Origin of the sequence: Corallincola luteus, from assembly GCF_004336975.1 — a bacterium.
GTDB classification, from domain to species: Bacteria; Pseudomonadota; Gammaproteobacteria; order Enterobacterales; family Neiellaceae; genus Corallincola; species Corallincola holothuriorum.
Map to the genome: position 1 here is coordinate 124,409 of NZ_SJXE01000003.1, position 24,359 is coordinate 148,767.

Below are 24,359 nucleotides of genomic sequence, written 5' to 3' on the forward strand. Positions count from 1 at the left end.
ATGATGGAAATTCCACGTATTTGTTGCCTGTAAAGTAGCGGTTTCTGCTTTACATGAGTGGTTATTGTTTGCTGCCGGGTGATGGATTAATAGCTGAGCGTCCTGCAGTGTTCCATTTCTTAGTTAGATCACATGAGGGACTGGCAGCCTAGTTTCCTCTATTAAGGAGAGAAACATGTTTTGCTCTATTACACTGTCAAGGTCAGATATAGGACGTTACAGTTACTTCTCTTACATGGGGCCCTGCTCAAATAGTTTGTTTCTGTGCAGATGCTTTCAACTAGAGATTGATAACTAGAAACACTGCATACGACTGGGGAGTCATCGAGTTTGCCAAAGATCAGCCCACACCATGATGAGCGTCCAGCAGGAGAGAACATATCCTTGTTGGTGATCCATAACATTAGCCTGCCGCCAGGTCAGTTTGGTGGGGCCTATATCGATGATCTGTTTATGGGGCGTTTAGACTCGCAAGCGGATCCCTTCTTTCAACAGATTGCAGGCCTGCGAGTTTCTGCCCATTGCTTGATCCGCCGTGACGGTGAAGTCGTGCACTATGTGCCGTTTGATAAACGCGCCTGGCATGCGGGAGTGTCATCATTTGCCGGTCGCGAGCGTTGTAATGATTTTTCCATAGGTATTGAATTGGAGGGAACCGACACGGTTGCTTATGAAAAATCTCAATATCGTGCGCTAGTTATGCTGACACAGGAGATCATGGCGCGCTATCCTATGATCACGCGGGAAAGAATTGTGGGTCATAGTGATATCGCGCCGGGCAGAAAAACGGATCCGGGGCAAGCTTTCGACTGGGACTACTTCTTCTCTTTACTGGATGATTAACCGATAAGGATTGAGCAGCATGGTGTTGTTCTGCTTGCTGTTAGCAATATTTTTAGAGCGTGTACTGCATTTGGGGCCGCAATGGCAGTTCCATTGGTATATGCAACATTATATGGACCGCACAGGCCAAGTCTCGGCGTTGGCAAAACTGAAAGATAGTTTTGCTGGCACGCTAGTGGTTATTGCTCTGCCTGCCTTTGCTGTACTGGTGTGGCTGCGCTTGGTGGAAGGGATGCTGTTTGGCTTAGTAACGTTGATGAGCTGGATGGTGATTTTGCTGGTTTGTTTTGGCTGTGGCTTTTACCGTCGACAGTATAAAAGTTACTTGAAGGCGAGTTGCCGAGGCGACGAACAGGCCTGTTTTGAGTTTGCGAAAGTCATTGAACACACCGTCAATGAGCAAGATCATCGCAGTTTACCCGCATCGTTGGGTCAACGCTTGGCTTGGATTAACTATCGCTACTATGGCGCGCTGATCTGCTGGGTGGTGTTGCTAGGCCCCGCTGGTGCCGTATTCTACTGTGGTTGTCGTTACTATTTAGCGCAGAGCGACAACGAGCATAGCGGTGATGCGGAGCTGGCTGATGTGCCTGTTGACGATAATGCGGGCGAGGAAGTGGTTGAACTCGAGACCGTGGTCGCGCCATCAGATGCGCAGCGCTCTATTGCTCATCTCATGCATTGGATGGATTGGTTACCCGTAAGAGTTGTCACATTAGGTATGGCGCTGGTTGGACATTTCAATCGAGCGTTTCCGATCTGGTTAGAACACCTGTTAGATATGAAATTATCAGCCCGAGAGTTTGTCTATAAAGTCGGCGATAGTACGCGAGATATGGACGCGTCATCCGCTGTTTGCGTTGCTGAGGCCACCCACATGGTATCGCTTGTGAAGCGAAATATTGTGATGATGCTAGCAATGATTTCAGTGTTGACGCTTTATGGTTGGTTATCGTGATAAGCTAAATCCACTTCAATAATTGGTCAGACCAATTACTTGAATCGTAGAAAAGCCGCATAGATAGCGGCTTTTTTCTTTTCTAACCAAAGATTGAGCCAGCTCAATCTTTTTTTTGCCCTTTAGCGGTATGGACTCCCACCTTTTCTTCTGTTAGTTTCTGCTACCAATTGTGTCAATTGGTAAGACCAATTGACTTGGCGCAAAGATATTTTGATAAATCGGTTGTGCCAGTACCTAATTAGTCAGTGAGAATCCTGCTTAGATGACGTTTCAAAAAATCAAACAGCCTCGAATCGCTGATGTGATTGTTGAGCAGCTAGAGCAGATGATCCTTGAAGGCTCCATGAAGCCTGGACAGAAATTGTTGCCTGAGCGAGAACTGGCCGCTCAGTTTGAAGTCTCAAGACCATCGCTGCGTGAAGCTATCCAAAAATTAGAGGCGCGTGGTTTGCTGGTTCGTCGACAAGGGGGGGGAACCTTTGTCGCTGAAAAACTTAGAGACTCTGTCAGCGAGCCACTGTTTGAATTGTTGGCAAAGAATCCGGAAGCGCAATTTGATCTGCTTGAATTCCGCTTAGCGATGGAAGGCATTTCAGCATACTACGCGGCGGTTCGTGGTACCGAGGCTGATTTTGCGCAGCTAGAAAGTTGTTCTGCTGCAATTAATCAAGCACATGAGCAGGGCGACGCCCAGGCTGAAGCGCAAGCAGTGATTGCATTTTATGAGCGTATCGCTGAAGCGTCACACAATGTCGTTATTTTGCAGTTGGTGTTAGCGATGCGGCCACTGCTACTGGGTAATGTGGAACAAAATTTACACGTGTTATACCGGAAGTCAGGCGTGGCCTCGACACTGGCAGAACACAGGCGGTTGGTGTTGGCAGCGATTGTCCAGCGGCAGCCAGAGCAAGCCCGTCAGGCGACATTAAGTCATCTGGCGTATATCGAAGAGACACTGCTGTTGCTGGGGCAAGAAAGTAACCGTCAGCAGCGTTCGTTGCGGCGAATGCAGCAGCAGGATGAAAGTGAAAGTAATACTGAGTGATAGGGCTATTTTGCCGTTATCGCGGTATTTCTGAACTATCGTATATGAACCGATTTAATCACTAACGATTGAACCTAGAAGATAAGGAACCCGCCATGTCTGACATTATCAATCACGACGTGGATCCACAGGAAACGCAAGAATGGCTTGAAGCTATGGAAGCCGTTCTTGAGGCAGAGGGCACTGAACGTGCTCACTACCTGTTGGAGAAGCTGATTGACAAGGCCCGTCGTAACGGCGCTCACTTACCGTATGACGCTACGACAGCGTATCTGAACACCATTCCTCCTGGACAAGAGCCACAAATGCCTGGTGACATGGCGATGGAGCAGAAGCTCCGTGGTTACATCCGTTGGAATGCGTTGGCGATGGTACAGCGTGCTTCAAAGAAAGATTTGGACCTGGGTGGACATATCTCCAGCTTCGCTTCTTCTGCCACTTTGTATGATGTGGGTTTCAACCACTTCTGGCGTGCGCCAAATGATATTGATGGTGGCGATCTTATCTATTTCCAGGGACATATCTCTCCGGGTATCTACTCCCGCTCTTTTCTTGAAGGTCGTTTGACCGAAGAGCAGATGGATAACTTCCGTCAGGAAGTTGAAGGTAAGGGCCTCAGCTCATATCCGCATCCTAAGTTAATGCCTGACTATTGGCAGTTCCCGACTGTATCGATGGGTTTAGGCCCGCTGACGGCTATCTACCAAGCGCGCTTCCTTAAATATTTGAATGACCGTGGCATCATGGATACCTCACGTCAAAAGGTGTGGGCATTCCTGGGCGACGGCGAAATCGATGAGCCAGAATCATTGGGCGCCATTGGTCTGGCTGCACGTGAAGGCTTAGATAACCTGATCTTCGTTGTGAACTGTAACCTGCAGCGTCTCGATGGCCCTGTACGTGGCAACGGCAAAATCATCCAGGAGCTGGAAGGCTCTTTCCGTGGTGCTGGCTGGGAAGTGATCAAAGTTGTTTGGGGTCGTTACTGGGATGCGCTGCTGGCCCGTGATACCTCAGGTAAGTTATTGCAGTTGATGGAAGAGACCGTTGACGGTGAGTATCAGAACTGTAAAGCCAAAGGCGGCGCTTACACGCGCGAGAAGTTCTTCGGTAAGTACCCTGAAACTGCCGAGATGGTGGCCAATATGTCTGATGAAGATATCTGGCGCTTGAACCGTGGTGGTCACGATCCTTCAAAAGTATATGCTGCATACGACCGTGCCGTGAAGACCGTTGGTCGTCCGACTGTGATCCTGGCGAAAACCGTAAAAGGTTATGGTTTGGGTGATGCCGGTGAAGGTCGCAATATTGCGCACAACGTGAAAAAGATGAACATTGACGCGATCAAGCATTTCCGTGATCGTTTCAACATTCCGGTAGATGATAACGAGATTGAAAATATCCCGTACTTCCGTCCAGCAGAAGACAGCCCTGAAATGCAGTACCTACGTCAGCGCCGTGAATCTCTCAGCGGTTATCTGCCTCGCCGCCGGGTGAAGTTCTCTGAAGAGCTGGATATCCCGGGACTGAAAAGTTTTGATGCCTTACTAAAAGGCTCTAATGGTCGTGAAATCAGCTCAACCATGGCGTTAGGCCGTTTGTTGACTGCAGTGCTGAAAGATAAAAATATCGGTAAGCGCGTCGTGCCAATCATTCCTGATGAAGCACGTACCTTTGGTATGGAAGGCTTGTTCCGTCAAGTGGGTATCTATGCCCATGGTGGTCAGAAATATGTACCACAAGATGCAGATCAGGTGGCTTACTACCGCGAAGACAAAACCGGTGCGGTATTGCAGGAAGGGATCAACGAAGGCGGTGCGATGTCTTCATGGGTGGCTGCTGCAACTAGCTACTCGGTAAATGATACACCGATGATCCCGTTCTATATCTACTACTCCATGTTTGGCTTCCAGCGTATTGGTGACTTGGCTTGGTTGGCGGGTGATGCCCGTGCCCGTGGCTTCCTGATCGGTGGCACAGCAGGTCGTACTACATTGAACGGTGAAGGTCTGCAGCACGAAGATGGTCACAGTCATATCATGGCAAACACCATTCCAAACTGTATCAGCTACGATCCGACATTCGGTTACGAAATCGCTGTGATCGTACAAAACGGTATGGAACGTATGTACGGCCAGAAGCAGGAAGATGTGTTCTATTACATCACCACCATGAACGAAAACTACGTTCATCCTGCGATGCCAGAAGGTGCGGAAGAGGGCATCATCAAGGGTATCTACAAGTTGGATGCTGTGGCTGGCAAAGGTAAGACCAAGGTACAGCTACTCGGTGCCGGTACGATTTTGCTGGAAGTACAAAAAGCAGCAAAAGTGTTGGCTGAAGAGTACGGTGTCGATTCTGATGTTTACTCTGTGACTTCATTCAACGAGTTGGCCCGTGATGGTCTGGATGTTGACCGTTACAACCTGTTGCACCCGGAAGCAGAGCAGAAAGTGGCATACGTCACTAAGACACTTGAAGCTGACGTGCCTGTGGTTGTTGCGACTGACTACATGAAGGTGCATGCGGATCAACTGCGTAACTTCATTCCAGCATCATACCGTGTGTTAGGTACCGATGGTTTCGGTCGCTCTGACAGCCGTGAAAACTTGCGTGCACACTTCGAAGTCGACCATCGCTATGTGGTATTGGCTGCTTTAACTGAGTTGGCGCAAAAAGGTGATCTGGACAAGAAAGTGGTTGCGGAAGCAATTGCCAAGTTCGAGATCAATGCTGACAAAGTTAACCCACTGTTCGCTTGATAGAGGATAGAGACTGATGGCCGACATCAAAGAGATTCTGGTACCGGATATTGGTGCCGATTCCGCCGACGTCACCGAGATCCTGGTGGCTGTGGGTGACACTATCGAACCTGAACAGGGTTTGATCTCCATCGAAGGCGATAAGGCCGCGATGGATGTACCTGCACCGTTTGCCGGTGTGGTGAAAGAGATAAAGATCGCTGTGGACGACAAAGTGTCTGAAGGCACTTTGATTTTGGTAGTGGAAGCTGTAGGTGCCGATGCGCCAGTGGCAGAAGCACCGGCTGCGGCAGCGCCCGCGGCGGCTCCTGCGCCAGTAGCTGCACCTGCTCCTGCCCCCGCGCCTGCTGGCGGTGGTGCGGTGCAGGAAGTGACCGTGCCTGATATTGGCGCAGACAGCGCCGATGTTACCGATCTGTTAGTTGCCGTAGGCGACAGCATTGAAGCGGATCAAGGCTTAATCACCATTGAAGGCGATAAAGCGGCGATGGATGTACCTGCGCCGTTTGCTGGTGTGGTAAAAGAGATCAAGATTGCCGTGGGTGACAAAGTGTCGGAAGGCACTTTGATCCTGCTGGTTGAATCGGGTGCGGCCCCTGCTGCCGAGGCGCCAGTCGCTGCGGCTGCGCCGGTTGCTGCTCCTGCACCTGCCGCTGCGGCAGAAGTAAAAGAAGTCACCGTGCCGGATATCGGTGCTGATAGCGCCGATGTCACCGACGTATTGATTGCGGTAGGCGATACTGTTGAAGCCGATCAAGGTCTGTTGACTATCGAAGGCGACAAAGCGGCGATGGATGTGCCTGCACCGTTTGCTGGTGTGGTGAAAGAGATCAAGATTGCTGCCGGCGATAAGGTGTCGCAAGGTACGCTCATTGCTTTGATTGAGACGGTAGCATCAGCTACTGCCCCAGCACCCGCTGCAGCACCGGCATCTGCACCTGCACCTGCACCTGCTCCGGCAGCTACGCCAGCGCCTGCTGCGAAAGCTGATCCTGTGCCACATCATCCCCATGCGGCGAAGACGCAGGGTAAAGGTGCGGCACATGCGACGCCTTCGGTGCGCCGTATTGCTCGCGAGTTCGGTGTTGACCTGAGTAAGGTGAAGGGCTCGGGCCGCAAAGGCCGGATCTTGAAAGAAGATATTCAGGCGTTTGTTAAGTTTGAACTGTCTCGTCCTAAAACCTCGGGTGCAGTGACAGGAACTGGACTGGCCGTTGCAGCACAACCAAAAGTAGATTTCTCCAAGTTTGGTGAGATTGAAGAGGTTGCACTGTCGCGGATCCAGAAAATTTCTGGCCCGGCACTGCATCGCAACTGGGTGAGTATTCCTCATGTTACCCAGTTTGATGAAGCGGATATCAGCTCTGTAGAAGCGTTCCGTAAAGAGCAGAATGTGATCGCAGAGAAGCAGAAGTTGGGCTTCAAGATCACACCGCTGGTATTCATCATGAAAGCCGCTGCGAAGGCATTAGAAGCGCATCCTAAATTCTGCAGCTCACTGTCGGAAGATGGCGAGTCACTGGTGATGAAGAAATATATTCATATCGGTGTGGCAGTGGATACGCCTAACGGGCTGGTGGTTCCAGTGTTCCGCGACGTCAACAAGAAAGGCGTGTTTGAGCTGTCGAAAGAGCTGCTTGAAGTCAGCGCCAAGGCGCGCGAAGGCAAGCTGACGGCCAAAGATATGCAGGGCGGATGTTTTACTATCTCTAGCCTTGGTGGTATCGGTGGCACGCAGTTCACGCCAATCGTCAATGCACCAGAGGTGGCTATTCTTGGCGTTTCTCGTTCTGAGATGAAGCCAAAGTGGAACGGCAAAGAGTTCGTCCCACAACTGACGTTGCCATTAGCATTGTCGTATGACCATCGGGTGATTGATGGTGCTGATGGAGCACGCTTTATTACAACACTCAGCGGTGTCTTATCTGACATCCGCAGGTTAGTGCTGTAATCATAGGCTGACAAAGGGGCGTGCCGCTAAGGTAACGCCCCTTTTCGTATCACTTGTTTTCGTCTTGCCGTAAGGCAGGTAGACTGACCGGACAAAAGATATAGCAGACACTTGTTGAAACAAGTGCAAATGTTCCGGCTAAAGAACACACAGGATTAAAGAGGACATAATGAGCAACGAGATCAAAACACAGGTAGTGGTACTCGGTGCCGGCCCTGCTGGCTACTCAGCAGCGTTTCGTGCAGCAGATATGGGCTTGGAAACGGTTCTGATTGAACGTTTTGATACCTTAGGCGGCGTTTGCTTGAACGTTGGCTGTATCCCATCAAAAGCCTTGTTGCACGTGGCGCAGGTGATCGAAGATGCCAAACATCTTGGCGCCCACGGTGTGGTATTCAACGAACCCACCACAGATATCGACAAGATCCGTATCTGGAAAGACAAAGTTATCACTAAGCTGACTGGCGGCCTGGCAGGTATGGCCAAGATGCGTAAAGTGAAGGTGGTCAATGGCTACGGTAAATTCACCGGTGCCAATACCCTGGCAGTAGAAGGTCCAGACGGTGTTACCACCGTTAATTTCGATAACGCTATTATTGCGGCAGGCTCACGTCCGGTGACGTTGCCATTTATTCCCCATGATGACCCTCGTGTTTGGGATTCAACTGATGCGCTGAAACTGGAAACTGTGCCAGAGAAGATGTTGATCCTGGGCGGCGGTATTATTGGTCTGGAGATGGGTACCGTTTATCACTCATTGGGTTCGAAGATTGAAGTGGTCGAGTTTATGGACCAGTTGATCCCAGCAGCCGATAAAGATGTCGTGAAAGTCTACACCCGCGAGATCAAAGACAAGTTCACTTTGATGCTGCAAACCAAAGTGACAGCGGTTGAAGCCAAAGAAGACGGTGTCTATGTCTCTTTTGAAGGCAAGAATGCGCCAAATGCAGCGATCCGTTATGACGCTGTGCTGGTGGCCGTCGGCCGTGTGCCAAACGGTAAGCTGCTGGATGCTGAGAAAGCTGGTATCAATGTTGATGAGCGTGGCTTTATTACCACAGATACCCAGATGCGCACTAACGTGCCTCATATCCACGCTATCGGCGATATCGTCGGCCAGCCAATGTTGGCGCACAAAGGTGTGCATGAAGGCCATGTCGCTGCCGAAGTGATTGGTGGTAAGAAGCATTACTTCGAACCTAAGGTGATCCCATCAATTGCTTATACCCATCCGGAAGTCGCATGGGCGGGTCTGACCGAGAAAGAAGCAAAAGAGCAGGGCATTAACTACGAAACATCAGTATTCCCATGGGCGGCCAGCGGCCGTGCTATCGCTTCTGACGCCGATACCGGTATGACTAAACTGATCTTTGATAAAGACAGCGGTCGTATTCTCGGTGGCGCTATCGTGGGTACCAATGGTGGTGAGTTGCTTGGCGAGATTTGTTTAGCAATTGAGATGGGCTGTGACGCAGAAGATATCGCGTTGACGGTTCATGCTCACCCAACCTTGCACGAATCGGTTGGCTTGGCGGCAGAGATCTTCGAAGGTTCAATCACCGATTTGCCAAATCCAAAGGCAAAGAAGCGCAAATAATGCGTCGGTAAGCTGATTTTATCATTACGAAGCCCCGCCAATGCGGGGCTTTTTATGTTCAGGACGAACGGTCGAAAAGTGCTCCAGGCATTTTCGACATTCCCGCCATTCATGGCGGTCCTACGCCCACAGTGCTTGCTGCAAAAACTAGGCAATATTTGGTTTCTTTGCTGTTGGCTCCCGCTAAGGCTTGCCTTTATTCGCTGTTTTGTAACCAGAGGTTTCAGAACCCGCAACTTTCTACCTGCTGACTGGTCAGTTTTGTCTTAGCTGGGTAATATCGATGCGTTTAACGTTTTGATAACAGAGCACGACCACGTGCCAGTACACTCCAGAGGATAAATAGATGAACCGTCTGACAACCACCGCATTAGCCGTGGCGTTTGGCCTTGGCTTAACAGCCTGCCAGGACGCCCCAGAAGATAAAGCGGCTGCACCAGCAGCACCAGCTGCGACGAGTGAAGCGCCTGTACCCACCGTGACCGAAGTGAAGCCCGTTGCGCCAAAAGTACTGACTTCCGGTATCGATAAAGGTAATTTTGACGAACATATCCGTCATCAGGATGACTTTTTCCTGTCTGTTAATGGTAGCTGGTTAGCGCGCACCGAGATCCCTGCTGATCGCTCTAACTATGGCTCATTCACCGAGCTATTTGAGAAAAGCGAAACCATGTTGAAAACCATCATGGAAGACGCTGCGCTGCAGTCTTCAACGCCGGGCTCTGATGTGCAAAAGCTCGCTGATTTCTGGAAAGCTTACATGGACAGCGAGCGGGTTGAAAATGTGGGTATGGCAGCATTGCAGGCGCAGTTTGATGCCATTGAAAATGCTAAAACCCATGAGCAGATCGCTGCGTTGATGGGACAATTGTTGGTTGACGGTGTGTCTGGGCCGTTTGGTTTTTACGTCAATAATGACGCTAAGCAATCAGATCAATATGCCGTGTATTTGTATCAGGCGGGTATCAGCATGCCTGACCGTGACTACTACCTCAATGAAGATGAAAAGTTCGTCAAGCTACGGGAAAGCTTACGCCTGTTAGCTGCGGATCTGCAGGCGCAAAGTGGGGTAGCGCAGCCAGAGGCCGCTGCTGATTCGGTGCTAGCCATTGAAACAGCTATTGCCAGTGCACAGTGGAGCCGGGTTGAAAGCCGTGACGCGAATAAGACCTACAACAAGATGAACTTGGCTGAATTAGCGGCACTCATGCCGGGCTTTGATTGGCCCGCGTACGCAAAAGCCGCTGGTTTAGGTGATGTGGACTCAGTGATTGTGCGTCAGCCGAGCTATATGACTGGCTTTGCCGAGCTGTTTGCTAAGACGCCTGTGGCTGCCTGGAAAGCTTATATGCGCCACCAGTTGGTGAGTGCCTACTCTGATTACTTGCCACAGTCGGTTTCTGATCGTGCATTTGCTTTCTACGGTACAGAACTGAAAGGTGTTACTGAGCAGAAGCCGCGTTGGAAGAAGGCTGTGATCGCTGCAGATGAACAGATTGGCGATCTGTTAGGTAAGGCTTATGTTGCCGAAGCCTTTAAGCCTGAGGCGAAAGCGCGGATGGAGCATCTGATCACCAACTTGCTCGGTGCGTTTGAAGTCTCGATTAAAGATCTTGCATGGATGACGGAAGAGACCAAAGTTAAAGCGTTGGAAAAGCTTTCCAAGTTTTCACCAAAAATCGGTTATCCAGAAAAGTGGAAGGACTACGCCACATTAGAGGTGAAAGCCGATGATCTGTTGGGGAACTACCGTCGCGCTGCTAATTGGGAATACCAGCGTATGCTGGCGAAGCTCGGTCAGCCGATCGATGATACCGAATGGCACATGACACCACAGACAGTCAATGCTTATTACAACCCTGTGATGAACGAGATTGTGTTCCCTGCGGCGATTTTACAGCCACCGTTTTTCGATATGGATGCCGATGATGCAGTGAACTACGCCTCGATTGGTGCAGTGATTGGGCATGAGATCAGCCACGGCTTTGATGATCAAGGTAGCAAGTATGATGGTGATGGCAATTTGTCTAACTGGTGGACAGATGCTGACCGTGCTGCGTTTGATAAGCTGGGTAAGCAATTGGTTGCGCAATACAGCCAATACGAACCGTTGCCAGGGCATTTTGTTAACGGTGAATTGACCTTGGGTGAGAATATCGGTGACTTAAGTGGTTTGCAGGTGGCCTACAAGGCATACCAGATGTCACTGGCGGGCGCTGATGCTGAAGTTATCGATGAGCTAACAGCCGATCAACGCTTCTTTATGGGCTGGTCACAGATCTGGCGCCGGAAATATCGCGAAGAAGAGTTGTTGAGCCGCTTGAAGTCTGATCCACATTCACCTTCTCACTATCGGGTGATCGGTATTGTGTCGAATATGCCTCAGTACTATGAAGCGTTCAATGTTGCTGAGACTGATCAGATGTATATAGCCCCAGAGAAGCGTGTGAAAATCTGGTAAGCGCATGTTGTAACGCTGTTAAAAAGCGTTATTTTTCAGTGAGAAAGGGCCGTTTTTAATTGACTGGTCTAACCAAGGCCGCTATCGTTCGCGACAGCGGCTTTTGTATGCTTTCTAATCGATGGACGCTTCATATAGTTAAGCTTTATATAGGGAGTGGCAGTTATGCGCGAGCACGGTGAGTTTAGTTTAACCCGGCAGGGCAGGTTACTCAGGTTTAGGGTGAAAGGTGCCCTGAATCTGCAAACCGTTCAGCACAGCTTTGATGCTTTTAAACAGTTGGTTCCGCAGTTAGGCGGGCAAACTTGGTGCTGTGTATCGGATATCCGCGAATGGGAGCTGTTTACGCCAGAGTGTTTAGTATTGGCGCAGGAGATTAACCTGTGGTGCCATGCCAATGGCTTAACTCACGAGGCCGTCATCGTCTCTCATGCGTTAATGGAAAATATTTCAAAGAAAGCCCGCCCTGAAGCACACCCTGTCGAGACACGTTATTTTACTAATGAATTTGACGCAAATGCTTGGCTGGCCGAAGCAAACTGTGCTTGCTTCGACCAAACAGAGTGTTGTGCTGAAGGGGGCTAGCAGATCACCGAACGGATCTCTGGATCTTTACGATCCAGGTAGTGCGTGGATTGGATCTTACGCACCGTCCGTGACTTACCGCGAATAACCAAGGTTTCTGTCGTCGCTAGATTTCCCTCACGGGTCACCCCTTCAAGCAGATCCCCTTTGGTAACGCCAGTGGCAGAAAATATCACATTGTCGTTATGAGCCAGTTGATCAAGATGCAGTACGGCATTGACCTCGATGTTCATCTCCTCACAACGCTGTATTTCTATCGCTGATAGTCGCCGATTTTCCTCATTGTCGCCTTTCACTTGGCAGCGTGGCAGTAGGCGACCTTGCATATCACCGTCCAAAGCACGGATCACTGCTGCCGAGATAACGCCCTCTGGAGCGCCACCGATACAGTACATCATGTCAACTTCACTGCTGGGCATGCAGGTGAGGATAGACATGGCAACGTCACCATCCGGAATAGCAAACACCCGCACGCCCATCTTTTGCATCTCTGCAATGACTTCATCGTGGCGCGGCTTGGCTAAGGTGATCACGGTTAGATCAGCAATCTCTTTACCTACCGCCTTGGCCACCGCTTGGATGTTTTCACTTAACGACTTCTCGAGATCGATATGCCCTTTGGCAGCGGGGCCAACAACCAGTTTTTCCATGTACATATCAGGCGCTTTGAGGAAGGTGTCTTTGTCGCCGACGGCCAATACAGCGATAGCGTTTGACTGGCCCATCGCGGTCATGCGGGTCCCTTCGATTGGATCTACTGCGATATCCACTTTATCGCCACCGCGACCTACTTTTTCGCCGATATAGAGCATAGGGGCTTCATCGATTTCACCTTCACCGATAACGATTTCGCCGGAGATCTCAACCTTGTTCAACATAGCGCGCATTACTTCAACGGCGGCACCGTCTGCAGCGTTCTTGTCACCGCGGCCAAGCCACTTATGGCCAGCCAGGGCTGCTGCTTCGGTTACGCGGGAAAACTCAATCGCCAATTCTCGTTTCATACTTGGGCTCGCAATCTTGAAAGGTTGGGCGCGCAGGGTACAGTTCCCTCGCACAGACACATAGGATCCTAGTCAAACTTAGGCTGGCTTGCGACCAATTTCATCTTTGCTTCACGATTTTATTGGGTTTGCGTGACGTAGCCGTTTTCCAGAATGATACGGTTGGGAAAACGTGGCGTCGCTGGGGTAAAGATCCACTCTTTGGTGACGTTATTCCCGCCCGCAGGGTAGATGGTTTCACTGTGCTGCTTGTTACCAATGATGCGCTTGGCTTGTGCCTCCGTCATACAGGGCACTATCTCTAAAAAACGTAGACTCTGCTTTATCTGCTGGCGCTGCTTGATTGACAGATCCCGACACATAACCGGCACGGAGTGATCCACAGGCTGTTTCACGTCGATACTGCTGGTTTCATCAGGTACGCTGGGAAGTGGCTTAACAGACTTTGCCGTATTCGTTTCGGGTATTTCGATGATCTTGCTGCCAGGGCAGGGTTTGTCGCTGAATGTGCCATCTGCGCATTGGTAAAGCGTCGCACTATTTGATGCGAAACTCAGCATTAGCCATGTCAGCAGGCAATATGGTAAGTACACTTTCGACATCATCGTCTGGCTCCGTGTTTTTATCCTGTCGTACCGTTTAAATATTTCCCACCGTGAAGCAATTATATCGTCGATATCAAGTCGAGTGAAAACTACTGTTGGGGTAACTTGTACGGCTAGCCTACTTGTTCGATCTTTTTGAAGAACACACCCTACAATTCAAACGCATGTTTGAAAGTTCACTCTTCAACCAAAACTCTATATACTGCCCGCACCCCATAAGAGGGAAAAATAACAAAACCGTCAGGGATTGTTGCTGCAACTAGCAACTTAAAGCTAACAAGAGGAACTCACCGTGTTAGAAGCCTACCGTAAACACGTTGAAGAGCGAGCTGCTCAAGGCGTTGTTCCCAAGCCACTGAATGCTGAACAAACAGCACAGTTGGTTGAATTACTAAAGAATCCACCTGCAGGTGAAGATGCAATTTTACTGGACCTGCTGGAAAACCGTATCCCCCCAGGTGTTGATGAAGCGGCGTATGTAAAAGCCGGTTTTCTAGCTGCCGTCGCTAAAGGCGAAGTTAGCTCTCCTATTGTTGATGCCGAGAAAGCCACTCACCTGCTAGGTACCATGCAGGGTGGTTATAACGTACAACCGTTAGTTGATCTGTTGGATGTCGATGCACTGGCTCCGCTGGCTGCGACGGCGTTGTCTCACACTTTATTGGTGTTTGATGCGTTCTACGACGTGGAAGAGAAAGCCAAAGCAGGTAATGCTTTCGCGAAGCAGGTGATGGAGTCGTGGGCAGATGCTGAGTGGTATTTGAGCAAGCCAGAAGTCCCTGAGTCTGCGAAGCTAACTGTATTTAAAGTTACCGGCGAAACTAATACCGATGACCTGTCTCCGGCTCCTGATGCATGGAGCCGTCCTGATATCCCTCTGCACGCGTTAGCTATGCTGAAAAACGCCCGTGAAGGGATCAACCCTGATGAGCCAGGTAGCATCGGCCCAATGAAGCAGATTGAAGCGCTTCAGGCTAAAGGTAATCCTTTAGTTTATGTGGGTGATGTTGTTGGTACAGGCTCAAGCCGTAAGTCAGCCACCAACTCAGTGTTGTGGTTGATGGGTGACGATATTCCATACGTGCCGAATAAGCGCGGTGGTGGCTTCTGTTTAGGCGGAAAGATTGCGCCTATCTTCTTTAATACCATGGAAGATGCAGGTGCATTACCTATCGAGCTGGACGTTTCCAAGTTGGAGATGGGTGACGAGATCGTTATCTATCCTCACGCTGGCAAGGTCGAAAAGAACGGTGAAGTGGTTTCTGAGTTTGAACTGAAAACCGATGTGTTACTTGATGAAGTGCGTGCCGGTGGCCGTATTCCATTGATCATTGGCCGTGGTTTAACTGATCGTGCCCGTGAAGCCCTTGGTTTGCCAGCGTCAGAAGTCTTTAACCGCCCAGCGGTTGTGGCTGATACTGGCAAAGGCTACTCCTTAGCCCAGAAAATGGTGGGTAAGGCGTGTGGCGTAGACGGTATTCGTCCAGGCCAATACTGCGAACCTAAGATGACCACTGTGGGATCTCAGGACACCACCGGTCCTATGACCCGTGATGAGCTAAAAGATCTGGCGTGTTTAGGCTTCTCAGCCGATCTCACCATGCAGTCATTCTGTCACACCTCGGCTTATCCTAAGCCGGTGGATGTCACGACTCATCACACCCTGCCTGATTTTATTATGAACCGTGGCGGTGTTGCACTGCGTCCAGGTGATGGCGTGATCCACAGTTGGCTGAACCGTATGTTGTTGCCTGATACCGTGGGTACCGGTGGTGACTCTCACACCCGTTTCCCAATCGGTATCTCGTTCCCTGCGGGCTCAGGTTTGGTGGCATTTGCCGCAGCCACTGGCGTTATGCCGTTGGATATGCCTGAATCAGTCTTGGTTCGTTTCAAAGGTGAGATGCAACCGGGCGTGACGTTGCGTGATTTGGTACATGCCATTCCACTGCAGGCGATCAAAGAGGGTCACCTCACCGTAGAGAAAGCGGGCAAGAAGAATATCTTCTCAGGCCGTATCCTTGAAATTGAAGGCGTTGAATCGCTGACCGTGGAGCAGGCGTTTGAATTGTCAGATGCTTCTGCGGAGCGTTCTGCTGCGGGCTGTACGATCAAGCTGGGTGAAGATCCGATCATCGAATATCTCAACTCTAATATCGTGATGTTGAAGTGGATGATTGCCGAAGGCTACGGTGACCGCCGTACTATTGAGCGTCGTATTAAGGCGATGGAAGCATGGATCGCTGATCCACAGCTGATGGAAGCCGATGCCGATGCCGATTATGCTGCCGTGATCGAGATCGATCTCAATGAGATCAAAGAGCCTATTCTTTGCTGCCCGAACGACCCTGACGATGCGAAGACTTTGTCGGAAGTTGCTGGTGTTGGCATCGATGAAGTGTTTATCGGTTCTTGTATGACCAATATTGGTCACTTCCGTGCGGCTGGTAAGTTGCTAGAGAAGCATTCCGGTCAACTGCCTACTCGCTTGTGGGTGGCTCCGCCAACCAAGATGGATGCAAGCCAGTTAACAGCTGAAGGTTATTACAGCATCTACGGTAAAGTTGGTGCGCGTACTGAGTCTCCAGGTTGTTCGCTGTGTATGGGTAACCAGGCGCGAGTGGCTGATAATGCCACGGTTGTGTCTACGTCTACCCGTAACTTCCCTAACCGTTTAGGTACGGGAGCCAATGTGTATCTGGCGTCAGCTGAGTTAGCCGCCGTGGCTTCTATTATTGGTAAGATCCCAACAGCAGAAGAGTACGGCGTATACGCGAAATCTATCGATGCGACAGCTGAGGACACTTATCGTTACCTCAACTTCCATCAGATGGAAGAGTACACCAAGAAAGCGGACGAGGTGATTTTCCAGACCGCTGAAGTGTAGTGCTCCACTGCTATTAAAAAACCCGCTGCGGCGGGTTTTTTTGTTTGTCACTACTCGCTTCGTGAGCTATCTAAAGCTACTCAGGTGGGCGCTTGTTATACGGGGTGTTGGATTCAGTTAATTGATTCACTGCCATATTGACATCCACCTGATGGCTACGACAAACATCGAACGCTAGATTGAACATCGCTTTGCGATCACGATCCAGCGGCTCCTTAAATGCTTTGTTTAGTGCTTGGGTGCAAACAGCTAAGGCATACTCAGCTTCTAGTGCAGGTAAGGTGGCATTTGCCGCACTGGAAATTGACCACGCCAATAAAACCAGTCCGACAGTGGGTAACGACAGTTTATTCACGATATCACGCTCTAATTATTTTCTTTGGTCACTTTTCGGTTGATACAACAGCGGCAAACATGATCCTGAGCCGTTTGTCATGGTGTAGCAGCTATGGTGCGCGGTTGATATCTTTACGGTTTATCACCATCGCACACCATCGATCCTTAGAGGGCGTGATGTTGCAAAAGGTTCCAGTGTCGGATGACGTTTTACTATCTGTTGATAGCGTATTGGCGTGACATATTTAAGTGCAGCCATACGGTTTAGGTGACTGGGACGGACCTGAATTTGGCGTAAAAGCAGTGGCATCTGCGCAACCCACCTTGGATCGGTATCGCCCTCGGCTAATCGCTCCAATAATGCATCTAGGGGATCGCTGGCTCTGGGTTCCTGGTTGTCAATCACAGACTGCTCTACCAGCCAATAGGCTAACTCTGGGTAGCCGTTTTGAATGGCTAGAAAGCCTAGGGGGCGTCCGGCGTCATCATGATAACTATTGAGATCTAACCCAGCGATCTGCAGAGCTTTCAGAGTGGCTATGCGGTTGAATGACACCATGGAAAGAACGGCTTCGCCGGTCGGTTGATAGCCTTGGCTGATTAATGCTGAAAGTTCTGTATTTTCGAGTCCCTGTGTCATTCTCGAGTAGGCCAGCTGGTAGAGGCTCTCTATTTGGTCATTGCTTAACGGCTGTTTTTCTAGATGTGCCGCGAGTTGTTCTGACCAATCGCTACCTTCTTGCTGTAATGTTTCGAGTAGGGTAATAAAGTTCGCTTCTAGTAGCTGGGCTTCACTCGCTTGAGCGTTGGGTTCAGCTTCTTCATAGGCATTGAGAGCGGTATTACTGCCTTGAGAGATCAGCCGCGCATCGACCAGACTTGGATCTTGAACATACAGCTTATCTAACAGGGCTTCTTCGGCAATTGGCTGTTTTTCCGCGGCCGAGAGAATTTCAAAGCTATCAATTTTTTGCCAGTTGGCATCCGAGTGTTGTAACAGCTCGGCTAAATTTTTCTCACAAGCCTGTTGCGCACCTAGGGCATCTTCGTTTTTTTGCCACAATGCCAGCATCGGAGCTAGCTCATTGCGCAGTAACTGTAACCGTTGCAGTTGTTCGCCACTTAGTTGGCGAACAAGATCTCGCTGAGGTATTGAAATAGCTTCCAGTTGCTGCCGCATCTCCGCAGAGAGATCGTGGCCCCAGCCCCAAAGGTGCCACTGATCATACTGCTCATCGGGTAGGCGATAAGCGGCACTGTCTCCCTGCTCAATAAGCAGCTCAATCATAGGCTTGAACTGCTGCTCAAAGCTTGCTTTATCTTCGATGCTGGAGCGAGCATAGCCTGCCAACGCATGCTCTAACGGCGTGGCTTCATCTGGTGAGCTTTGGATGGTGGCGCCAAGTTCAAATGCTTGTTGTGCCAGTTCCATATTGCCTTGCTGAGCTGCGGCCTTAAGTAATAGATCCGGATCGTAATCGCCTTGCGTCACCCCTGCTTGGTAACGGATGAGCCAGCGATTGTTAGCCGAGAGGCCGTCATTATTAGCATCCATGATCAATAAGCTGATTAGCTCGCGCTCATTTGGGCGATAGCGTTCGGCGATAGCTTCTAGGAGAGGAGAGGGAAAGCGATTGCCGCGATCTAACATCAGCATCACACCCAAGGTGCGTTGGATATCAATCTCTGGGTAGTCTATTTCCAATCCCGGTAACCCAACCCAGTTACTGATGGAATATGAGAGATCGATAGTGCCATTTTCAATATCAGCAAGAAACTTATCCCAATCTTCCGCTTCCACATGGGACTTTAAACGACTGACCAAGACTAACCGCTCTATGTCGGGGGGCTCTACATGGATATCTTCAGGGGTTGCTGTTGCACGTGATATTTGCCATAGCTGATACGGCTGCAACTCTTGTTTTAATGCCTGCAGAGTGCCCAAGGATAAACCGTTGTTGATAGCGCTCTGCAGCGTTTGCTGAGCCTGAACATGGACGGATAGTTGTTGTGTTGCTAGCTCTAGCTTCTCTTGTTCGCAGCTGGCTTGCGTTGCTACGATATTTTCAAGTGGTGGCAAGCGTGTTTGGGTTTGTGGCTCGGTAGCAATTTGCGTTAGCGGCTCTGGCTTTAATGCTGGATTTAATGTCGGTGGCGAAGGTAGCTGGCTCGGCCACAGCATCAATACGCCCAGCAAGCCGAGGATAACAATTCCGAAGATAATCAGGCCACGCAGTAAAGGCATACGCCAATTCCGTTTGATTTTTAACCGATACTAGCATGGCTGAGAATTGCAAAAAGATCAGCTGTCACATAACCGGTGAATGCCACTACTCCTCTTGCTTGTGTTTATCCTGCTGTTGTTTCAGTTCGGCATTAAGTGCGGGTAATGGCAGTTCTGCTTTTGCTTTTTTCATCTCTGCATACCAGAACGCCATAAATTTCTCCGTGATCTCTTGCTCTATGCGAACGGCCTCTTGGGTTGGACAAAACAGGGTGATGGTAAACAGGTTTTTAGCCGTGGCATTGGTGCTGATGCGGACATCTGCATGGGGTCCGCTGATGGGGATCCCCAAGCGTTTTTCAATCATAGCATTGTAGCGTTCGGCGACGTCTTGGAACGGCTCACAGCTGGCGTTAGTGCAGTCTAGAATATATTGCTTCGCTGCAAAGACGTTAACCCAATCGGGATCGCGAACAATGGTAAATGAATGGGCAACATAACGGCGCATGAAGTTCAGATTATGAACGCCTTTTGTGGCAAATAGGTTGTTCGGTAATATCAATGTCTTGCCACTGTAGCCATAGCTTTGGCTTTCGAGATCTATCTCTAATAAGCTGGTGGTTAGCCAATCACTACTCACGACTTCACCGCTGTAATCACCCACCTGGATCCAGTCACCGACCACAAATGGACGTGTGCTTGCGATGTAGATTGCACCGAGCATGCATTGAATATATTCACGGGTGGCGACAACAAATGCGACCGCAAATGCAGCCATCGATAGTGCGAAATATCGCAGTTCCGACATCCAGATCGCAATGAGCCCAACCATTAATAGCAGGCTGGTTGCGTTGTTGAGGCCATTGATCCGTCTTTGGGGGAGGTCTTCCTCGTGCTTTTTGCGTTTACCTATTAGACGGAGCAACAACCAGCGTAGCAGTAACGCAGTGATAACTAAGATAACGGAGGCGATAAGTTTATTATCGACGATTAACTCATGTATTGGCATGTGCGATAGATGCTCTGGCAACATCACTTTAGAGGTGACTTAAGGTTTTGGCTAAAGTTACGTCGAGTAAGCAGTTAACGCAACGAAAGATTGCTTGGTTGCTTCACCCTCCTAGAGAACCGGCTTTGGCACACAGGGCAAGATCAGCCAAAGCCGAGGGAGAGCTATTTTTTCATTAGCTGTTTAGTGGCGGTGATAAGCGCCTCGTCATTGGGATCCGAGGTGTTGGTGACGTACACCAGGTAACCTTCGCTATCAATGAGCAGGGTAGTGGGTGTGCCTCGGACGCCATAAAGCGCGGCGACTTGTTCACCCTGAACGGCCGTCTTAAAACTGATCCCCCGTTGTTTCAATACTGCCCCTGGGGTGGCGTCATCATCTTCACGGAAGCTAATCGCTACCGCAGCAAGTCCCTGCTCTTGATATTGCTGATAGAGGGCATCTAACCCTGGCTGGACTTTCTTACAATACGGGCACCATGTCGCCCAGAAATGCAGGATAAGTGGCTGACCATGAAAGTCGGCTAATTTGATCGTCTCACCGGTATCAGTTTGCAATGCCCAGTCCGGCGCTTTTACCTTTGCTTCGGCAGCTTGCACTGTGCTGATTGCCAGTCCCATCAGCAGCACGACGGTGTTTATGCTGAAGAGAAAATAGCGTTGAAACAGGTGGCTGATGGAACGACGGTGGGACATTGCATACCTCGATTTTTAATGGATTTCTGCTCTCGCTTAACTAGACAGAGAAAAGCGAGGTTTTATTTCATCGATGAAGATAAGCGCTGCCGCCACATACGTTTGAACTTGTCCCGGCGCAGCCACAGCAGAATAAAGACGATAGCAAAGTATATCAGTGGCTCGCCGATATACGCTTTTACTGACCAGTAGTAGTGCACCACGATGGCGGGAAGTCCTAGATAGACCCAGTTATGCAGCTGTTGCCAGCGTTTACCCAAACGCCGCTGCATACTTTTGGTTGAGGTGATGGTGAGCGCCAGTAGTACCAGATAAGCCGCCATCCCCAAGGTGATATAGGGACGTTGAATCACCTCTGAAATAAATAGCGCAAACGCCAGTTGCAGATCAAACCAGAGAAAACTGAGGATATGTAACGAAGCAAAGAAAAAAGCATACAACCCCAGTAGTCGACGTAGGCGGAGCCAGAGGGGCTCGCGACGCCACCGACTCAGCGGGGTGACACACAGAGTCAGGATCAGTAAGTTAAGCGATGCTTTGCCGTAAAAATGAATGATCGCCTTAACCGGATCGCCACCGAGCTGGTCAGTGATGCCGAGATAGAAAGCACCCACGGCGGTCAGTAGGCAGGCAAGATGAGTAAAGCTCTTTAGTGCCAACAAGCGTGGCTGAGTAGAGAGTATCCGCATCAGTAATCTTTGCTTAGGTCCATATTGTTATACAGCGCAGCGACTTCGCCAGCGTAGCCATTAAACAGTTGTGTTGGTACCCGCTGTTGGTCGAATAGACCACCGCTGGTTAGCAGGCGCTCACTGGCTTGAGACCAGCGTGGATGACTGACTTTGGGATTGACGTTGGCATAGAAGCCATATTCATAGGGGGCTAATATGTTCCAGGTTGTCGGTGGTTGATAGCTGGTAAAACTGATCCGTACAATTGATTTAATGCTCTTAAAGCCGTACTTCCATGGTACCACCAGGCGCATAGGAGCGCCGTTTTGTGGTGGTAGCGTTTTGCCATACATACCGACAGCCATCAATGTCAGAGGGTGCATCGCTTCATCAATGCGCAAGCCTTCCACGTAGGGGTAGTCGATCCCTCCGCCTTGCCAGGCATTACGCTGCCCAGGCATCTGCTCGGGATCAACCAGCGTTTCGAAGGCGACATAGCGCGCTTTGGACGTGGGCTTAAACTGTTTCAGCAGCTCTCCTAAGGGAAAACCTACCCAGGGGATCACCATGGACCAGGCTTCGACGCAACGCAGACGATAGATACGCTCCTGTAACGACACTTTCTTCAGGATATCTTCATAGTCGAAGCGACCAGTGATCTCCGCTTCACCATCAATAGTTACTTGCCAAGGGCTGGTGCGGAATTTCTGTGCGTTGTTGACCGGGTCGTCTTTGCTCGTGCCAAATTCGTAGAAATTGTTGTAACTGATCGCTTTCTTTTCCGCGGTTATCACCATATCTTCCGCGCGCGTTTGTGGCTTGAATTTGAGAGTTTGACGCGGGGCTGCAACATCATCATCGCTGCCAAACCAACCCGCTGCATGTGCGCTGTTGGGCAGGGCAGAGGCGATCGATACGCCTCCCGCCGCCCCTGCCAGCTGTTTGATGAACTTACGCCGTTGCTGGTAAACCGCCTCATCCGTAATATCTGCCTCGGTGAGCTCACTGGCTTTTGGTGATCGGATCAGCATCTCTTTACTCCATCGTTGGCCGTTGGCCAATTGGTTATGATGATTTTGGCGCTTATTCGTTGATTGAGTAGACCGTATCAGAGCGAGAACTATTTCAAGACTTTGAGTATAACGGTCTCATACTATTTAGGTCGTCACCCAGGGGATACTGATTCTGTGATCCGAGTCATGACCTCATGGTGAGGTTTACGGCAGGCTAGCCGACCCAGATCGCAACAGGTGGGTGAAAGCGCGAGAAGCGTGCGCGCCTCCCTGTTATTCTTCATCTATTGATGAATGCCATCGAGCCTTAATTTGTAAGGAGCTGTTCATGGATTTCGCCACACTCAAGCAACTGCCCAAGGCAGAATTGCATCTGCACATCGAAGGCACCTTAGAGCCGGAAATGTTGTTTCAACTGGCGGACAAAAATCAGGTGGTGCTGCCCTATGCAGATATCGACGCTGTGCGCGCCGCTTACCAGTTCAACTCATTGCAGGATTTTCTCGATCTCTATTATCAGGGCATGTCTGTGTTGCAGACGGCCAGTGATTTTTACGATCTGACATGGGCGTATCTGGAGCGTTGTCAGGCTGATGGCGTGGTACATACAGAGATCTTTTTTGATCCCCAGGGGCATACGGTTCGTGGTATCGCGATTGATGTGGTGATCGATGGTATCAGCCGGGCGATCGCTCAAGCTCACACCCGGCTCGGTTTATCTGCCAGCTTGATCCCCTGTTTTTTGCGCCATTTAAGCGAACAGGATGCCCTTGATACCTGGCAGGAGCTGCAACCTCACCTAGCGCATTTTGTTGCTGTGGGTTTAGATTCATCAGAGTTAGGACATCCGCCTGAAAAGTTCGAACGGGTATTTGCTTTGGTGCGAGATGCGGGGTTGAAAGTGGTTGCTCATGCGGGTGAAGAGGGGCCTGCCGCATATATCCTTGGCGCGTTGGATAGTCTGAAAGCCAACCGCATCGACCATGGGGTACGTTGCTTGGAAGACAAAGCACTCGTTGATCGTCTGGTGGCAGAGCAGATCCCGCTGACGGTGTGTCCGTTTTCCAATATCAAGCTTAAAGTGTTTGCAGATCTGGCGAGCAGCAATCTGCAAGCGCTGTTGGATGCGGGACTCTGCGTCACCATTAACTCTGATGACCCGGCCTATTTTGGTGGTTATATCAATGACAATATTTTGCAGGTTGCCGCAGCGCAACAACTGAACGACGAACAGATCCGAGTGTTGCTAGGGAATAGCTTCAAGGCGAGTTTTTTACCCGAGGAGCAAAAGCAGGCGTTCTTACAACAGTTAGCTGAATGCTGATGAGCGTGTCTCTGCTTGCTTAACTTGTTGACTTGTTAGTGGCCTGCTTATCGGTGATGAGGCTAGAATAATCAGTGCCGCGACAGATTTGAATCGCCTCCTAGTGAACCGAAAAACCGGCGACTCACTAAGCATCCTCCAAAAATTAAGCTCACGATCATGCCCATTAAGTAGCCTACTAGGATGCTTAAAGGGCTAATAACCACCAGAAATATAGTCAGTGCAGCGGCCGCTTGCTCAAGCTTGACGCTGGAGCCGTTCACCGCATTACTGAATCAGAAAAAGGTCTCTTTTCGCACGGGGATTAGCCTCCAGACCGAGCACCGTGAATATTCTTTCAGACTGTTTTTTCTATACGAGTGAAAAAAGGTTATCAAACTTCACGC

18 protein-coding genes are annotated in these 24,359 nt (G+C 50.0%); 10 read left to right on the top strand and 8 right to left on the bottom strand.

Going from position 1 to position 24,359, the window contains the following annotated elements; all coding sequences use genetic code 11:
- Positions 1 to 330 precede the first annotated feature (330 nt).
- From ampD to EZV61_RS08695, 8 genes are all read left to right on the top strand, one after another.
- Positions 331 to 843 (top strand): 1,6-anhydro-N-acetylmuramyl-L-alanine amidase AmpD, encoded by a 513-nt coding sequence (gene ampD, locus EZV61_RS08660; protein ID WP_240695174.1) that lies wholly within the window; start codon positions 331 to 333, stop codon positions 841 to 843.
- Positions 844 to 862: 19 nt separating this feature from the next.
- Positions 863 to 1,801 (top strand): beta-lactamase regulator AmpE, encoded by a 939-nt coding sequence (gene ampE, locus EZV61_RS08665; RefSeq protein ID WP_131415048.1) that lies wholly within the window; start codon positions 863 to 865, stop codon positions 1,799 to 1,801.
- Between the two features lie 265 nt (positions 1,802 to 2,066).
- Positions 2,067 to 2,849 carry a pyruvate dehydrogenase complex transcriptional repressor PdhR gene (gene pdhR, locus EZV61_RS08670; protein ID WP_114338191.1) on the top strand — a complete coding sequence of 261 codons (783 nt, stop codon included), beginning with the start codon at positions 2,067 to 2,069 and terminating at the stop codon, positions 2,847 to 2,849.
- Positions 2,850 to 2,944: 95 nt separating this feature from the next.
- Positions 2,945 to 5,611, top strand: coding sequence for a pyruvate dehydrogenase (acetyl-transferring), homodimeric type (gene aceE, locus EZV61_RS08675; protein ID WP_114338192.1), 2,667 nt, complete (start codon positions 2,945 to 2,947; stop codon positions 5,609 to 5,611).
- A gap of 16 nt (positions 5,612 to 5,627) precedes the next feature.
- Entirely contained in the window at positions 5,628 to 7,562 is a 1,935-nt protein-coding gene (aceF, locus tag EZV61_RS08680; protein WP_131415050.1) for a pyruvate dehydrogenase complex dihydrolipoyllysine-residue acetyltransferase, read from the top strand.
- Positions 7,563 to 7,731: 169 nt separating this feature from the next.
- Complete coding sequence (gene lpdA / locus EZV61_RS08685; protein ID WP_131415052.1) at positions 7,732 to 9,159, top strand: dihydrolipoyl dehydrogenase; 1,428 nt, start codon at positions 7,732 to 7,734, stop codon at positions 9,157 to 9,159.
- Positions 9,160 to 9,505: 346 nt separating this feature from the next.
- On the top strand, positions 9,506 to 11,620 hold the full coding sequence (locus tag EZV61_RS08690) for a M13 family metallopeptidase (RefSeq protein WP_131415054.1): 2,115 nt from the start codon (positions 9,506 to 9,508) through the stop codon (positions 11,618 to 11,620).
- A gap of 165 nt (positions 11,621 to 11,785) precedes the next feature.
- The gene (locus EZV61_RS08695; protein WP_131415056.1) at positions 11,786 to 12,205 is read left to right on the top strand and encodes an STAS/SEC14 domain-containing protein; all 420 of its coding nucleotides are present in this window, start codon (positions 11,786 to 11,788) and stop codon (positions 12,203 to 12,205) included.
- Here EZV61_RS08695 and glpX read toward each other — a convergent pair.
- Both glpX and EZV61_RS08705 read right to left on the bottom strand, forming a co-directional pair.
- The gene (gene glpX, locus EZV61_RS08700) at positions 12,202 to 13,209 is read right to left on the bottom strand and encodes a class II fructose-bisphosphatase (RefSeq protein ID WP_131415058.1); all 1,008 of its coding nucleotides are present in this window, start codon (positions 13,207 to 13,209) and stop codon (positions 12,202 to 12,204) included. The two genes, EZV61_RS08695 and glpX, sit on opposite strands and share 4 nt — an antisense overlap.
- Before the next feature lie 119 nt (positions 13,210 to 13,328).
- Complete coding sequence (locus EZV61_RS08705) at positions 13,329 to 13,814, bottom strand: DUF4124 domain-containing protein (protein WP_131415060.1); 486 nt, start codon at positions 13,812 to 13,814, stop codon at positions 13,329 to 13,331.
- A gap of 292 nt (positions 13,815 to 14,106) precedes the next feature.
- Between EZV61_RS08705 and acnB the strand changes: the two genes are divergently transcribed.
- Positions 14,107 to 16,701, top strand: a complete 2,595-nt coding sequence (gene acnB, locus EZV61_RS08710; protein WP_114338202.1) for a bifunctional aconitate hydratase 2/2-methylisocitrate dehydratase — start codon at positions 14,107 to 14,109, stop codon at positions 16,699 to 16,701.
- Between the two features lie 76 nt (positions 16,702 to 16,777).
- Here acnB and EZV61_RS08715 read toward each other — a convergent pair whose 3' ends face one another.
- From EZV61_RS08715 to msrP, 6 genes are all read right to left on the bottom strand, one after another.
- Positions 16,778 to 17,056, bottom strand: a complete 279-nt coding sequence (locus tag EZV61_RS08715) for a hypothetical protein (protein WP_130567094.1) — start codon at positions 17,054 to 17,056, stop codon at positions 16,778 to 16,780.
- Between the two features lie 123 nt (positions 17,057 to 17,179).
- Entirely contained in the window at positions 17,180 to 19,282 is a 2,103-nt protein-coding gene (locus EZV61_RS08720) for a hypothetical protein (protein ID WP_131415062.1), read from the bottom strand.
- An 85-nt stretch (positions 19,283 to 19,367) separates the two neighbouring features.
- Positions 19,368 to 20,270 (bottom strand): mechanosensitive ion channel family protein, encoded by a 903-nt coding sequence (locus EZV61_RS08725; protein WP_130567092.1) that lies wholly within the window; start codon positions 20,268 to 20,270, stop codon positions 19,368 to 19,370.
- A 164-nt stretch (positions 20,271 to 20,434) separates the two neighbouring features.
- Positions 20,435 to 20,965: a peroxiredoxin family protein gene (locus EZV61_RS08730; RefSeq protein WP_240695175.1), complete on the bottom strand. Its 531-nt coding sequence runs from the start codon at positions 20,963 to 20,965 to the stop codon at positions 20,435 to 20,437.
- Positions 20,966 to 21,027: 62 nt separating this feature from the next.
- Positions 21,028 to 21,654 (bottom strand): protein-methionine-sulfoxide reductase heme-binding subunit MsrQ, encoded by a 627-nt coding sequence (gene msrQ, locus EZV61_RS08735; RefSeq protein WP_131415064.1) that lies wholly within the window; start codon positions 21,652 to 21,654, stop codon positions 21,028 to 21,030.
- Positions 21,654 to 22,667, bottom strand: a complete 1,014-nt coding sequence (gene msrP / locus EZV61_RS08740) for a protein-methionine-sulfoxide reductase catalytic subunit MsrP (protein WP_131415066.1) — start codon at positions 22,665 to 22,667, stop codon at positions 21,654 to 21,656. Before msrP ends, msrQ begins: the two co-directional genes overlap by 1 nt.
- 310 nt (positions 22,668 to 22,977) lie before the next feature.
- Between msrP and EZV61_RS08745 the strand changes: the two genes are divergently transcribed.
- A complete protein-coding gene (locus EZV61_RS08745) occupies positions 22,978 to 23,973 on the top strand; it encodes an adenosine deaminase (RefSeq protein WP_131415068.1) in 996 nt (331 codons plus the stop codon).
- Positions 23,974 to 24,359: the final 386 nt, after the last annotated feature.

Bases quoted from the DNA above. Each gene is read 5' to 3' on its own strand.
- ampE (WP_131415048.1), top strand. From the start codon at position 863: ATGGTGTTGTTCTGCTTGCTGTTAGCAATATTTTTAGAGCGTGTACTG.
- pdhR (WP_114338191.1), top strand. From the start codon at position 2,067: ATGACGTTTCAAAAAATCAAACAGCCTCGAATCGCTGATGTGATTGTT.
- aceE (WP_114338192.1), top strand. From the start codon at position 2,945: ATGTCTGACATTATCAATCACGACGTGGATCCACAGGAAACGCAAGAA.
- aceF (WP_131415050.1), top strand. From the start codon at position 5,628: ATGGCCGACATCAAAGAGATTCTGGTACCGGATATTGGTGCCGATTCC.
- lpdA (WP_131415052.1), top strand. From the start codon at position 7,732: ATGAGCAACGAGATCAAAACACAGGTAGTGGTACTCGGTGCCGGCCCT.
- EZV61_RS08690 (WP_131415054.1), top strand. From the start codon at position 9,506: ATGAACCGTCTGACAACCACCGCATTAGCCGTGGCGTTTGGCCTTGGC.
- EZV61_RS08695 (WP_131415056.1), top strand. From the start codon at position 11,786: ATGCGCGAGCACGGTGAGTTTAGTTTAACCCGGCAGGGCAGGTTACTC.
- glpX (WP_131415058.1), bottom strand. From the start codon at position 13,209: ATGAAACGAGAATTGGCGATTGAGTTTTCCCGCGTAACCGAAGCAGCA.
- EZV61_RS08705 (WP_131415060.1), bottom strand. From the start codon at position 13,814: ATGATGTCGAAAGTGTACTTACCATATTGCCTGCTGACATGGCTAATG.
- EZV61_RS08720 (WP_131415062.1), bottom strand. From the start codon at position 19,282: ATGCCTTTACTGCGTGGCCTGATTATCTTCGGAATTGTTATCCTCGGC.
- EZV61_RS08725 (WP_130567092.1), bottom strand. From the start codon at position 20,270: ATGCCAATACATGAGTTAATCGTCGATAATAAACTTATCGCCTCCGTT.
- EZV61_RS08730 (WP_240695175.1), bottom strand. From the start codon at position 20,965: ATGTCCCACCGTCGTTCCATCAGCCACCTGTTTCAACGCTATTTTCTC.
- msrQ (WP_131415064.1), bottom strand. From the start codon at position 21,654: ATGCGGATACTCTCTACTCAGCCACGCTTGTTGGCACTAAAGAGCTTT.
- msrP (WP_131415066.1), bottom strand. From the start codon at position 22,667: ATGCTGATCCGATCACCAAAAGCCAGTGAGCTCACCGAGGCAGATATT.
- EZV61_RS08745 (WP_131415068.1), top strand. From the start codon at position 22,978: ATGGATTTCGCCACACTCAAGCAACTGCCCAAGGCAGAATTGCATCTG.